Source organism: Arthrobacter sp. TB 23 (assembly GCF_000294595.1).
Lineage (GTDB): Bacteria > Actinomycetota > Actinomycetes > Actinomycetales > Micrococcaceae > Arthrobacter_D.
Genome location: NZ_ALPM01000070.1, coordinates 1 through 13,876 on the forward strand (window position 1 = coordinate 1; position 13,876 = coordinate 13,876).

Annotated in this window: 10 protein-coding genes; 8 read left to right on the top strand and 2 right to left on the bottom strand. The window is 62.2% G+C overall.

Features of this window, described 5'->3' with window-relative positions; translation table 11 throughout:
- Window positions 1-64: 64 nt before the first annotated feature.
- Window positions 65-313 carry a WhiB family transcriptional regulator gene (locus B384_RS20170; RefSeq protein WP_019483052.1) on the bottom strand — a complete coding sequence of 83 codons (249 nt, stop codon included), beginning with the start codon at window positions 311-313 and terminating at the stop codon, window positions 65-67.
- A 423-nt stretch (window positions 314-736) separates the two neighbouring features.
- On the opposite strand from B384_RS20170, the gene B384_RS0110395 reads away from it, so the two are divergent.
- Window positions 737-1,177 carry a hypothetical protein gene (locus tag B384_RS0110395; RefSeq protein ID WP_019483053.1) on the top strand — a complete coding sequence of 147 codons (441 nt, stop codon included), beginning with the start codon at window positions 737-739 and terminating at the stop codon, window positions 1,175-1,177.
- Here B384_RS0110395 and B384_RS0110400 read toward each other — a convergent pair.
- Window positions 1,174-5,145 (bottom strand): FtsK/SpoIIIE domain-containing protein, encoded by a 3,972-nt coding sequence (locus B384_RS0110400; protein ID WP_019483054.1) that lies wholly within the window; start codon window positions 5,143-5,145, stop codon window positions 1,174-1,176. The two genes, B384_RS0110395 and B384_RS0110400, sit on opposite strands and share 4 nt — an antisense overlap.
- Before the next feature lie 191 nt (window positions 5,146-5,336).
- Between B384_RS0110400 and B384_RS0110405 the strand changes: the two genes are divergently transcribed.
- The 7 genes from B384_RS0110405 (at window position 5,337) to B384_RS0110435 (ending at window position 13,876) form a co-directional block, all read left to right on the top strand.
- Window positions 5,337-6,626 (top strand): nucleotide sugar dehydrogenase, encoded by a 1,290-nt coding sequence (locus tag B384_RS0110405; RefSeq protein ID WP_019483055.1) that lies wholly within the window; start codon window positions 5,337-5,339, stop codon window positions 6,624-6,626.
- Between the two features lie 39 nt (window positions 6,627-6,665).
- On the top strand, window positions 6,666-7,316 hold the full coding sequence (locus B384_RS18575; RefSeq protein ID WP_019483056.1) for an acyltransferase: 651 nt from the start codon (window positions 6,666-6,668) through the stop codon (window positions 7,314-7,316).
- A complete protein-coding gene (locus tag B384_RS0110415) occupies window positions 7,313-8,413 on the top strand; it encodes a DegT/DnrJ/EryC1/StrS family aminotransferase (protein WP_019483057.1) in 1,101 nt (366 codons plus the stop codon). Before B384_RS18575 ends, B384_RS0110415 begins: the two co-directional genes overlap by 4 nt.
- A 2-nt stretch (window positions 8,414-8,415) precedes the next feature.
- Window positions 8,416-9,402: a Gfo/Idh/MocA family protein gene (locus tag B384_RS0110420; RefSeq protein ID WP_019483058.1), complete on the top strand. Its 987-nt coding sequence runs from the start codon at window positions 8,416-8,418 to the stop codon at window positions 9,400-9,402.
- Window positions 9,403-9,404: 2 nt separating this feature from the next.
- Window positions 9,405-10,547 carry a glycosyltransferase family 4 protein gene (locus tag B384_RS0110425; protein WP_026041111.1) on the top strand — a complete coding sequence of 381 codons (1,143 nt, stop codon included), beginning with the start codon at window positions 9,405-9,407 and terminating at the stop codon, window positions 10,545-10,547.
- Window positions 10,548-10,691: 144 nt separating this feature from the next.
- On the top strand, window positions 10,692-11,879 hold the full coding sequence (gene glf / locus B384_RS0110430; RefSeq protein ID WP_019483060.1) for a UDP-galactopyranose mutase: 1,188 nt from the start codon (window positions 10,692-10,694) through the stop codon (window positions 11,877-11,879).
- A complete protein-coding gene (locus tag B384_RS0110435) occupies window positions 11,876-13,876 on the top strand; it encodes a glycosyltransferase (RefSeq protein WP_019483061.1) in 2,001 nt (666 codons plus the stop codon). The genes glf and B384_RS0110435 overlap by 4 nt, the downstream gene beginning before the upstream one ends.

Here is a 13,876-nt window from a genome sequence, read left to right on the forward strand (position 1 = left end):
CCCCGGGGGTGGCGATCCGTTCCTATTACCTAATGCTGGTCAGCGTTCGTGGCCCCGACGGCAGTTAGGACGCGCGACGAGCCCGGGCGGCGCGACGTTTGAGAGCGCGGCGCTCATCTTCACTCAGTCCACCCCAAACACCGGCATCCTGTCCCGATTCGATAGCCCACTGAAGGCAGGTGTCAACCACCTGACAACGACGGCAAACGCTTTTGGCTTCTTCGATCTGAAGAAGGGCAGGCCCAGTATTTCCGACCGGGAAGAACAGCTCCGGGTCCTTGTCCAGACATGCAGCGCGGCTACGCCAATCCATGTACGATCACTTTCTCCTTCGGCGATCCGTGTTTGTGAAAACATTCACGAATGGCCACATAGTAAAGGGGCCAGTACGGCCCCCGGTTGCTTCTTCCTCAAGGCTGTCACGTTAAATCGAAGCAAACAAGAGGAAACAAGCGGTAAATTGTGCAATGTGGTGAGTTATACATCACAGCCATTAGCAGCTGGCACGGAAATCAATGCGTCGCTTTGATTCGACTATGTCGGGTGGCCGCCTCCGTGTCAAGACCTCGGATGCTCGGCAGGATCATCATGACTAGGCTTGAGAAACCACAAGCTTCGACGGCTGGACCAAAGAATTAGGGTGCAGAAATCGTCATGGCGATTGACTAGATGATATGGATACGTTTATGCAGAAATTGCAGCTAAAACGAACGACTTTCCCTCGGGTGACACCCTGATGGCGGGCGAAACTGGCGAGGCAACACCCGAACCTCTTCCCACCGGTGCTCGTCCGGCCGGAGCTAAAGTTATTGCTGCGATTCTGTTGGTGGAGGCGCTCGGACTGCTCGCCGCCGCTGGGTGGTACCTGTACGGGCTCCTCACCAGCACACCCACCTCGCTCGGCGGGGCAGTCTTCACCATGGTATTCCTCGTGGTGCTCGCGATCTGGCTACTGGCGGTCAGCTACAACCTCCTCCGCGGGTACCGCTGGACTAGATCCGCTGCGCTGGTGTTCCAACTCTTCATGATCGTGATCGCCATACCCACGCTGTCAGCCGGCGTCGTGATTGTGGGTGTGGCCCTGTTGCTACCGGCGGCGGCCGTCGTGCTGCTCCTGTTCACCAAACCAGTTGTCGCCCACACCACGCGTACGGCAGACAGCCCCAAGGTCCTTTAATCAGGGGGGAGCGCAACCTGGACCTCAAGTGGGTCACCGTGGCCCAGCTGAAACCCACGCCCCGGGGTGGGGCAATCATCACAGTCCAGTCGTACGCCGAAAAAATCTCCATCAGATGGTTGACGGGGGGAAAGGACCATTCCCGCCCGTGTCGATCGTGCCTGGGCTGCCAACGGGATTCTGGTGACCGCAGGGCCGTTCAGGGCCGTAAGAATGAGCCGATAGCCCGCCGCGACCAGCACAGCGAGATGGCGGTGCGTCTCGGGTGCGAGCCGATCGGCGTCATCAATCAGGAGAAGAGCATCGGATGGCTCATCACCGGCACGGTGGGCCAGGGCCAGGTCCCTCCAGAAGGAGTCCGGCTCGGCCTGCGAGCCCGGGCCCAGACATACCGTGCCGGTGGGTACCGACGCCGCGATGCGCTGGAGGAGGGTGGTGCGCCCTGAACCTGCGCTGCCCAGGACAAGGAACACCGAACCCCTCGTCGGCTCAAGGTAAACCACTCCCAGCTCGTCGCCGCCGACGCCGATTGGTACGCGCAGCGGACCCCCAACCGGGGCCCTGAACAGGTCGCCGGACGCGCGGATTACCGAGGGAATGGGCAGCACCCGGAAGGGCTGCGTCGTCGGCTGTGGCCCGGTGGCAGGGTTGACGGCGGGTCCGGTTATTCGTCCGAGGGCCACCTGTCCCAGGGCGCCCGCTGTGGTCCCGATCGGCCCCTGAGCCAGGCAGCGCCCTGGTAGATCTTCCGTCGGCGAATGGGCTGGCCACGTCAGAATCGTTTCTCGGCCCGCGCCCAGAGGAAAATACAATCGATTGGGAATTTGAGTAAAAAACTGGGAAGTTGTCAGCTCACGTCCGCCGGCAGCCACCAGGGTGATGCCAGCAGCGAGACCGTCCCGGGCAATGTCCTGCAGAAGTCCTTCGGCCCAAGCCCAACGACTGTTTCGGAGCGCTCCCGCCCAGCGACCCCACCCGGAAATCACCACAACCAGCCCAGGGTTGGGGGGAGTGCCGTCGTCGGACCCGGGGGAACGCGAAAGCCGGGTGATGACCTGCTCGGATATCAGCTTCAGAACGCGTGCAGCTCGCTTGAGCTCCTGCGGGCCGACATGCGCGCCTACCTGGGGCGCCGGGGCCGCCCACCCGAGGCTCCCATCGCCGTCCAGAAGATACAGGTGATGATCCGGTACCCGGTGCACCAGCTGATCCACGAGGTGTACCAGGGCATCGGTGGTCCCGCCAGGCGGGTAGCCGACCAATGCGAGATGTGATTGCTCAACAGGGGACCACAGGAGTTGACGTTGGGACTGCTGCTCCGGTAGATCGAGCAACCCCAACGGGACGGTGCCCGGGGGGCTGGGCGGGTCGGGAAGTGGTGGCACTATTGCGGGTAGCTCTGGCAGGACCGGATAGTGCAGCGGAGCGCCCGGTTTCATGGCCGTGGCAGCAGCCAGCACAGTCACCAGCCGTGTGGCCAGCTCGGGAGCTATGGGTGTGGGAATCACCGTCCGCTGGCCCTGCACCGGGGTGGGGCTTGCGGCCTCTGGCTGCCGGAGGTAGCTGGCCAGGGCGACAACTCCAGCGCCGGTCGCACCCTCGTTTCCGGGCGCTCCTGTTGATGCAGTCTGAAATTCGATCGGGTTCCCGGACCCCACTTTTAGAAGGGCTCGTCCCGGTGCATCCACTGGGATGGCGGCTGCTGCCGTGGATCCGATGAGATCGTGAGACTCAAGCGCTGATCCGACCCGGAGCGCCATGGTGGCGGTCACGTTGGCCCTGATATCCGGCGACAGGGCACCTTGAGGGCGTTGGGTTGCCATGATCAGGTGAATGCCCAGCGACCGCCCGAGGGTGGCAACGCGCATCAAATCTCCCATCGCACCGGGAACATCTTCCACGAGCATTCGAAACTCATCGATGACCAGAACCAGGCGGGGGAGCACTGGTCTGTCGGGGTCCGGCCACTCGCGGATATCACCGACGAGATACCGTGCGAAGAGTTGCTCCCGTCGCCTGATCTCTGCCAGCAAGGACTTGAGGGCCCGCGCCACTGCGGCCGCCGACAGATCGGTCAGCAGGCCCACGGCATGCGGCAGGTCGGAGAGTATCCGCAGCGCGGCACCACCCTTGAAGTCAATGAAGAGAAAGTTCACGTCGCTGGGACTGTGGTGGAGCGCAATGGAAAGAACCAGGGATCTGAGGAGCTCTGATTTTCCCGACCCCGTAGTCCCCGCAATGAGCAAGTGTGGTCCGTCCGAGACCAGGTCAAAGATCAGTGCACCCGCAGGGCTGGGGCCAATCGGCGCGGCGAGGCCCGGCCCGGGCCTGGCCCAGGTGCGGATCACCTGCTCGGGCGCGGTCGGTACGAGAAGGGCGAGGCTGGTCCGGCCAAACGGGATTGGGAACTCTTGGCCGATACCAGCCACTGCCGCAGGACAATCAGCGAACCCCCGGATCGCCCGCGCGCGGGCAAGCCTGCCGAACGACCGGTTACCCACCAGATCCGGGCGGAAACTGCTCGGATATCCTTCGGCCAGCAGATCGGCTTGACCGCAGCGAAGATCAATGCGCATCCCAGACCCGTCCGGCCCCGGGGGTAACTCCTCCCCAGGGCCGACCCCAAACCTGAAAATCGCAGCCAACCGTCCCCTCGGCGGATTCCAGAGGGCGCTCGATCCGAACAACAACACCGGTACCGGGAATTCGGCCCGGGAAAGTTCGGCGAGCGCCGTGTCCGTATCAGCCAGCACAATCCCAGGGAGAAAGCGTGCGTCCACCGGCAGTTCAACGTCGGTTCCAACACAGATCGCGGCACCGGGCGAATGGCTTAGCTGAAGCAGCAGAGATCGAGCCAGTCCCAGCAGGTGGAGTCCGGACCCCGAAATGCTGATCTCCGGCACAGGAAATGCTGTTCCATTCGAAGCTAGTTCAATAACCACCGGAACATCAGTCAAAAGCGGAGGAGCCCAAAATCCGCCAGCCGGCTTGACCACCAGGTTCGCGTGCTGGGTCCCCTCCCCAATCCTGACGAAAACCGGGATTCCGTCCATTCCGCGGCGTACTGCCTGATCGGGACAGGTTGATGCGACGGCCTGTAAGGCCAGCCAGCCGACGTCGCACACGGCCCGCCGTCGATCTCGGTCCTCCTCGGCTGCCCGGGCTAGGGCGGCAGCGAAACCACGGCGTGCACGGCGGCGCGCCACCAGCGGAGCCAAGCCGACCCCGGCCGACAACACGCTGAAGCCCAGAAAAAGCCACATCCCGGTGGTCAGGGCTAAACCGATTCCCAGAGCGAGCGGAACGAGGGCGGCAGCCACCATCGCCGGGTTTGCGGTGACAGAGCTCGGGCGCGCTACCTCGAGGGGCTCTGAAAGATGGGGAACCGGCTCGCCCGGCGGGGGCTGATCTACCAGTGAGAGACGGCAACGGCTACCCCCTAGTCTGATCCTGGATGTGACCGAGACAGTAGCTTCACTTACCAGCGAATCATCAACCCAGGTCCCATTGCCTGAGGAGACGTCCCGCAGTAGGACACGATTCCGTTCGACGGTCAGCAGCGCGTGGACCCGCGACACTTCAGGATCGTCAAGGACAATGTCAGTTCCCGAGCGTCCGACCGAGTACGTACCGCGGGTTAGCCCTACCAGCTGGCCAGCATCCGGCCCGGAACAGACGACAAAGACCAGGTGTGGCGGTAATGTTCCGCCCCGGGGCCGGTCCGGGCAGGGGACCGTGCCGCCTGCCACGACCACCGCCCCAGTCACCAGGGGTGCCACGCCGAGACTCAGATCCTCCAGCGACTGACCCGCGACGGTGCACGCACCAGTGTTGTAACCAGCGAACAGAGCATCTCGGAGCGCCAGGGCCGACCTAATCAGCGAGGTGTCAACGACCAGCTCAATCGTCCTGCCTTGTGGTGGCGCCGAAGGGCAGGGCGCCCAAACCAGTGTGAGGTGAAGCAGCATAGGCCCGGACCTTCGGCGGAATCCAACGATTTCTGTCACCGACGCTATCGGCCCAGGGCAGGCCGGGCGGCCTGACGAGGCGAAAAGTGGACAAACGCAGATCAGGCGTTTTTCCCTGTGTGCCTATAGGCTTGACTACTGGGTCCGGCTGGACATGTTCTTTACCTGCCACTAGAGAAGGTCATTGTTTCGTGAAGATTGCTGTTATTGCGCTTGGGAAAATCGGGCTTCCGCTCGCCGTGCAGTTCGCGTCCAAGGGCCACGAGGTGGTCGGCGTGGATGTGAACGCTCAGGTAGTTGGGTTGGTGAACCAGGCGGTTGAGCCGTTCCCGGGCGAAGCCCATTTGCAGGAGAAGCTTTCGGAGTTGGTTCCGGCGGGGAAGTTGCGGGCTACCACTGATTACGCGGATGCGGTGCCTGGTGCTGATGCTGTGGTGTTGGTGGTCCCGTTGTTTGTTGATGAGGATGCGAAGCCTGATTTCGGTTGGATGGATGCGGCGACGAATGAGCTGGCGAAGCATTTGACGCCTGGCACGTTGGTGTCGTTTGAGACGACTCTTCCGGTGGGTACGACCCGGACGCGGTGGAAGCCGATGCTTGAGGCTGGTTCAGGTTTGGTCGAGGGCGTGGATTTCCATTTGGTGTTCTCCCCAGAGCGGGTGCTGACTGGTCGGGTGTTCGAGGATTTGAGGAAGTACCCGAAGCTGGTGGGTGGGTTGTCCCCGGCCGGCGCGGCGACGGCTGTTGAGTTTTATGAGGCTGTCCTTGACTTTGATGACCGTCCCGATTTGCCTCGGGGGAATGGCGTCTGGGATTTGGGTTCCGCTGAAGCGTCGGAGCTGTCGAAGCTGGCTGAGACCACGTACCGGGATGTGAATATCGGGTTGGCCAATCAGTTTGCCCGGTTCGCGGCGACGACCGGGATTGATATTTATCAGGTGATCGATGCGTCGAACTCGCAGCCGTATAGCCACATCCATCAGCCAGGTATCGCGGTGGGCGGTCACTGCATTCCGGTGTATCCGCGGTTGTATCTGTGGAATGACCCTGACGCGACGGTGGTCCGTGCCGCGCGTGAGGCTAATGCTGGTATGCCGGATTACACGATTGGGCTTCTGGAGGGCGCGTATGGCGACCTTCAGGGTGCACGGGTGGTGGTGCTTGGCGCCGCGTACCGCGGTGAAGTGAAGGAGACAGCGTTTTCCGGGGTGTTCGCTGCCGTTGATGCGCTCAAGGCCCGTGGAGCTACCGCGTTGGTGCATGATCCGATGTACACGGATGAGGAACTTCAGCGTCTGGGTTTCGAGGCGTACCACCTGGGTGAGCCGATCGATGCCGCCGTGGTGCAGGCCAACCATAAGTCGTATGCGTCGTTGGGCCCGGCTGATCTTCCTGGGGTGAAGGCATTCATTGATGGGCGTCGGGTGAGTTCGGCTGAGCACTGGGACGGTGTGCTGTACCGGGTCATCGGCAAGGCCTGATCCTTTGCGACACGCGCTTCATAACGGAAGAAGGACTCGATGAGTTTCATAGCTGACGGCGCTGATGTGTCCGCCCAGGCCACCCTGGGTGAGGGCACCAAGGTGTGGCACCTGGCGCAGGTACGTGAGGACGCGGTCCTGGGGGAGAACTGCATCGTGGGCCGGGGCGCGTATATCGGAACCGGTGTCCAGGTTGGCGCGAATTCGAAAATCCAGAACTACGCGCTCGTCTACGAGCCGGCGTCGTTGGGTCATGGGGTGTTCATCGGCCCGGCGGTGGTGCTGACCAATGACACATATCCGCGGTCGGTGTCGCCGGATGGTGAACTCAAGAGCGCCCACGACTGGACACCGGTCGGCGTCACCATCGGCGACGGCGCGTCGATTGGCGCCCGCGCCGTCTGTGTGGCACCGGTGACGATCGGTGAGTGGGCCACTGTGGCCGCAGGCGCCGTCGTGACCAAGGATGTTCCGGCATATGCCCTGATGGTGGGGGTCCCGGCGAAACGGGTCGGCTGGGTCGGTAAGGCCGGCCACCCGCTGCGCAACGAAGCGGGTACCTGGGTGTGCCCGGCCACCGGAGAAAAGTACGAAGAAACCACAGCAGCAGTGGGTTCAACAGTAGTGGGTTCAACAGCAGCGGGTTCAACAGCGAGTTCAATACTGAAACCAGTAGGGGTAGAGGCATGAGTAAAGGGTTCATTCCGGCAGCGAAGCCGATTGTAGGGGACGACGAGCGGGCAGCGGTGGATGCGGTACTGCTTTCAGGGATGCTCGCGCAGGGCGCCGAGGTGGCGTCCTTCGAGACCGAGTTCTCCGACGTCCTGTTAGACGGTCGGGCGGCTGTGGCAGTGAATTCCGGGACGTCCGGGCTGCACCTGGGATTGTTGGCTGCGGGGGTGGGCCCGGGGGATGAGGTGATTGTGCCGTCCTTCACATTCGCCGCGACCGCCAACTCGGTGGCCCTGACCGGTGCGACACCGGTCTTCGCTGATATTGAACTGGATCATTACTGCCTGGACATTGCCCACGTGGAGTCGCTGATCACCGACCGCACCAAGGGCATCATGCCGGTGCACCTGTACGGGCACCCCGCAAATATCGTTCAGTTCCGGGCCCTGGCCGATAAGCATTCAATCGGTTTGTTCGAAGACGCGGCGCAGGCTCATGGTGCGGGCCTGGACGGCCGGAAAGTGGGCACGTTCGGTGACTTCGCGATGTTCTCGCTGTATCCGACGAAAAACATGACCTCGGGTGAGGGTGGCATGGTGTCCACCGGCGACGCGACCATCGAACGGAACCTGAGGTTGCTGCGTAACCAGGGGATGGAACGCCAGTATGAGAACGAGCTGGTGGGCTTCAACGCCCGGATGACCAACCTGCATGCTGCAATCGGGCGGGTCCAGTTGACCAAGGTGATGGGTTGGACGGCTCAGCGCAAAGCTAATGCCGCGTTCCTGGATGCGAATCTCACCGGGGTCGCCACCCCTGCCGTGGCTCCGGGAGCCGAGCACGTCTACCACCAGTACACGGTGCGGGTCGATGGCGGCGCTGCTGCCCGGGACAAGCTCGCCTCCGCGTTGAAGGAGGACTACCAGATCGGTTCGGGAGTGTATTACCCGATCCCGAACCACCGTCTGCCGTCCTTCATGCGTGAAGAGGACCTGCCCAACACGGAGATCGCGGCCCAGGAAGTGCTATCCCTGCCGGTGCACCCGTCGCTGGACCAGGAAGACCTGGAACGCATCGTTGAAGCGGTCAACGCGTTGACCACGGCAGGAGCCTGAGCATGGTTGATCTGAAAGTCGGTTTGATCGGGCTCGGCATGATGGGACGCCATCACGCCCGGGTGATCCGGGAAGTTGAAGGCCTCGAACTCGTCGCTGTCGCTGATGCGTTCGGTGACCCGCACGGTGTCGCCGGGTCCCTGCCGGTCTGCGGCTCGGTCGAAGAGCTCATCAACCAGGGCATCGACATGGCTGTGTGCGCGGTCCCGACTGGTCTCCATGAGGAAGTCGGGTTGGCGTTGGCGGCCGCGGGCATCCACACCATGGTCGAGAAGCCCATCGCGTCGACCATCGACGGCGGGCAACGCCTCGTGGACGCGTTTGAAGAGCGCAATCTGGTCGGAGCGGTCGGCCACATCGAGCGGTTCAACCCTGCGTTGCAGTCACTGCGGGCCAGGATTGAGAACGGCGACCTGGGGGAGGTCTACCAGATCGCCACCCGCCGTCAGGGCCCGTTCCCGTCCCGCATCGCCGATGTCGGCGTCGTGAAGGACCTCGGCACCCACGACATTGATCTGACCGCCTGGCTCGCGCAGTCACCCTTCGCATCAGTCTCCGCGCTGACCAGCACCCGATCCGGTCGCCCGCACGAGGACATGGTCACCGCGTCGTGCCAGCTGAAAAACGGCGTGATCACCTCCCACCTGGTGAACTGGCTCTCCCCGATGAAGGAACGCCTCACCGTGGTCACGGGGGAAAAGGGAGCGTTCGTCGCTGATACCCTCACCGCCGACCTGACATTCTTCGAAAACGGCACCATCAACACCGAATGGGAAGCCGTTTCCAACTTCAGGGGAGTCTCCGAAGGCAACATCACCCGCCTCGCCCTGACCAAACGCGAACCCCTCAGATCCGAACACGAGGCCTTCAGGGACGCCGTGCTGGGCACCTCCAACAACATCGTCACCATGCGCGAAGGACTCAACACCCTCCGTGTAGCAGAGGCCATCATCGAATCGGCCACCACCGGCACAACGATAAAGCTCTAGGTATGCCGCTTAGAGTCCTTGTCGCAACGCGTATCTATGCCCCGGAGACGGGTGCTGCCGCTTTTCGGCTGGCGGCAATGGTCAAAGCACTGGAAGGCCGGGGACATCGAGTAACCGTGCTGACGACGTCAGCGCCCGGGTCGCGAAAATCCTCGCCGACCGTCCGGCGGTGGCCGGTCCTGCGTGATAAGTCTGGGGCGGTGCGCGGCTATGTCCAGTACGCCAGCTTCGACATTCCGCTGTTCTTCCGACTGCTTACTGCACCGGCCTTTGACCTCATTGTGGTGGAGCCCCCGCCCACCACCGGTGTGGTGGTCAGAATTGCCGCCGCACTACGCCGGCGCCCTTTTGTCTACTTCGCCGCCGATGTCAGTTCGGTAGCCGCGGAAGGTATTGGCGTGTCGCCGGCAGTGGTGCGGGTCCTCCGCGCCGTTGAGCGCTGGACCCTGTCAGGGGCCCGAAGGATCCTCACTGTGTCCGAGGGAGTCTCTACGGCAGTTGCCTCCCTGATTGGTCCATCGGACCGGATTATCAATGTGGGGACGGGCGTCGACACGGAGCAGTTCACCAGCGACGGACCAACCGGCACTGACAAGGGCAGGTACTTCGTCTATGCAGGAACCATGTCCGAGATCCAGGGCGCCGGTGTTTTCGTTGATGGGTTCATCGCGATCGCCAAGGAGTTCCCTGACGTTCGGCTCGTGATGCTGGGACAGGGAGTTGAAGGTGATGCTCTCCGTGAGCGTGCCCAGGCGGCTGCCGCGCCGATCGAATTCAGAGGGAACGTCGACGGCGGTCAGGTGTCGGCAGCGCTTAGGGGCAGCGTTGCCGGGCTCGCTTCGGTGAGACCGTCTCGAGGGTACGATTTCGCGTTCGCCACCAAGGCGCTAGTCAGCTTAAGCTGCGGTACGCCGGTCATCTACGCGGGAGTTGGACCGCTGAAGGACATCATCGCCGACGAGGGACTCGGCGTGAGCGTCGAATGGGATGCCGCTGAGGTGGCTGCTGCGATGAGGGCGGCTCTAACCTGGCCGCAGGACCCCGCCGAACGGCAGCGCATTTCACAATGGGTTGAGGAAAACTACTCGTTGACCGGCGTGGGCGCGAAGGCCGCGGCTGTCATCGAGGTCGCCGCCCGCGACTGACCGGGCTCGGCTGGATGGCGACACGATGGCTGCTCTGCCCTGTCCCACGTTGCCCAAATACAGGGCGCAACCCGATTCTCCGGTAATCTTGTGCAGGCAGAGCGCTGAGTAGCCGGCGCTGCCCCCAACAATTCAGGAGTGTTTGTGAACGTTGACCTCGTTGTCGTAGGGTCGGGCTTTTTCGGCCTGACCATTGCTGAACGGGCGGCCACCGAGCTCGGCCTGAAGGTAGCGGTCATTGACCGTCGCCACCATATTGGCGGTAACGCCTACAGCGAGAAGGAAGCGCAAACGGGTATTGAGGTCCACCGTTACGGTGCACACCTTTTTCACACCTCCAACGAGCGGGTCTGGGACTACGTGAGCCGGTTCACCGAGTTCACCAACTATGTCCACAAGGTGTACTCGAGCCATCAGGGCGAGGTCTACCCAATGCCCATTAACCTGGGCACGATCAACCAATTCTTCAGGTCTTCATACGGGCCAGCCGAAGCGAGGGCATTGATTCAGGAGCAGGCTGGGGAACTGGCGGGGACCGACCCGCAGAACCTTAACGACAAGGGCATCCAGCTCATTGGTCGTCCGCTTTACGAGGCGTTCATCAAGCACTACACAGGCAAACAATGGCAGACCGATCCCCGGGACCTGCCCGCCGAGATCATCTCCCGGCTCCCGGTCCGCTACACCTACGACAACCGGTACTTCAACGACAAGTACGAGGGCCTGCCCGTAGACGGGTACACGGCCTGGATCGAACGGATGGCAGACCATCCCAACATTCAGGTGCAGCTCAACACCGACTTCTTCGATGACAATCACGAGTTCTCCCGGGCAGCCACCCTGGGCCAGGTTCCAGTGATCTATACCGGGCCGGTCGACCGCTATTTCGACTACGCCGAAGGCGACCTGTCGTGGCGAACCATCGACTTGGAAGAAGAAGTTCTCCCGATCGAAGACTTCCAGGGCTGCTCAGTGATGAACTACCCGGATGAAGACATCGCCTACACCCGGATCCATGAGTTCCGCCATTTCCACCCCGAGCGGGACTACACCAAGGACGCGACTGTCATCATGCGCGAGTTCTCCCGGTTTGCGCAGAAAGACGACGAGCCGTACTACCCAGTGAACACCAGCGATGACCGCGCCAAGCTGAGCGCCTACCGCGACCTCGCCAAGGGTGAGAAATCGGTGCTGTTCGGTGGCCGGCTGGGCACCTACAAGTACCTTGACATGCACATGGCAATCGGCTCAGCGCTGTCCATGTACGACAACAAACTCAAGCCGCACTTCACGGGCGGCACCAAGCTCGAAAGCGGAGGGGTAGACGCATGAGCGATGCCGTCATCACAACCACCGACGAAGCCGGGGAACCCCGCTGGCAAACCCTGCAGCGCGTCGTCCTGCCCAACCAGAGTGACCTGGATACCGCTTCGCTCTACATGGATACGGGAAGTGCGCTCAGCGTGCAGCTCAACACCATGGACGGCAGCGTGTCGCCCCAGGGCGGCGGATCGGCGCGCAGCGGCGATGCGAAGGAAATTCACGCCGAGGACTTCAAGTCCCGCCGCTCAACACTGGTGAGGTCCGGGGAGCGTGTCTCTTTCGGCACTTACTTCAACGCCTTCCCCGCCAGCTACTGGCGGCGCTGGACCACAGTCCAGTCGGTACGACTCAGCGTCGCCACTACCGGCGATGGCGGAATCAGCGTCTACAAATCCAACGCGCGTGGTTCCCTCCAGCACGTGGAAACCAAACGGGTCACCGACACGTCAGTGACGACATTCGAGCTGTCCCTTGCCCCCTTCGGAGACGGAGGATGGTACTGGTTTGACCTCGTGGCCGGGTCCGGCAGTTTGGTCCTGGACGAAGCCGAGTGGCAGGCACCGCATTCAGTCGGAACCCAGGGCTCGATCACCCTTGAGATCACCACGCTGAACAAACCTGACTTCTGTCTCAATAACCTCTCGATCCTGGCAGACCACCCCGAGTCGTTGGCACCCCTCAAGGAAATTCTGGTAGTCGACCAGGGGACCCAGAAGGTTGCAGATCAGCCTGGTTTCGCCGAGGTAGAGGCAGCCCTCCGGGGGAAACTGCGAATCATTAACCAGGCCAACCTGGGCGGCTCAGGCGGTTTTGCCCGTGGCATGTACGAGGCGGTGGAGAACGGTAGCGATTACGCCCTGCTGCTTGACGACGACGTTGTCATTGAGCCTGAAAGCATTGCTCGGTTGCTGACGTTTGCCGATCATTGCAAAACCCCGACCATCGTCGGCGGGCACATGTTCGACCTTTACAACCGGACCGTTCTCCACACTTTTGGTGAGACGGTGAACCCGTGGCGGTTCCAGCCGGACCAGCCAGTGGAAGGGCAGGTTCTGGGTCATGACTTTGTTCGCTCCAACCTCCGTCATACGCCCTGGCTCCATCGTCGGGTCGATGTGGACTACAACGGCTGGTGGATGTGCCTGATCCCAACAACAGTCATCCGCGACATTGGCCTCTCGCTGCCAGTGTTCATCAAGTGGGACGACGCCGAGTACGGCCTGCGTGCCAAGGCCGCCGGTTACCCGACGGTGTCCATGCCTGGTTCAGCGGTGTGGCATGTGTCATGGATCGACAAGGATGACCTAGTGGGCTGGCAGGCCTACTTCCACACCCGCAACCGGATGATCGCCGCGCTAATCCACAGCCCGTATGAGCATGGCGGACGCGTGGTACGCGAATCCGGGTACATGGACATCAAGCACCTGATCTCCATGCAGTACTACACGGCGCGAGGCAGGATCATGGCTCTCCAGGACATCCTGAAGGGACCGGAGCAGCTCCACGAGGTGCTCCCAACCAAGCTCACCGACATCCGGGGGATGTCCAAAGACTTCCCCGATTCCCAGTTCAAAACTGACCCCGATGCCTTCCCGGGCGCGCGGATGGACAAGCCACCGAGGCAAGGGCAGGGCTTCCAGGCTCCCTCCTACGCAACGCTGGTGCCCTGGGCGGCGAAGACGATCGTCCGCCAACTGAGTAAGCCGGTGCAGGACTCAAGCCGGGAGCGGCCGCAGGCTTTCGTGGCGCACCAGGACAACAAGTGGTGGCGGATGTCGCAGTACGACAGCGCCGTTGTCTCAAACGCCGAAGGCAGCGGAGCGTCCTGGTACCAGAGGGATCCCAAAAAGCTACGGGCCATGCTCACTGAAGCGGGTCGGCTGAACGCGGAGATCCTTCGGAGCTGGCCCCAGTTAAGCGCCAGGTACAAGGCAGCTGCCGAGGAGATCACATCCTTCGAGGCCTGGAAAAAGACCTTCGAAGAAAACTCCGAGAAGAGCGGATAG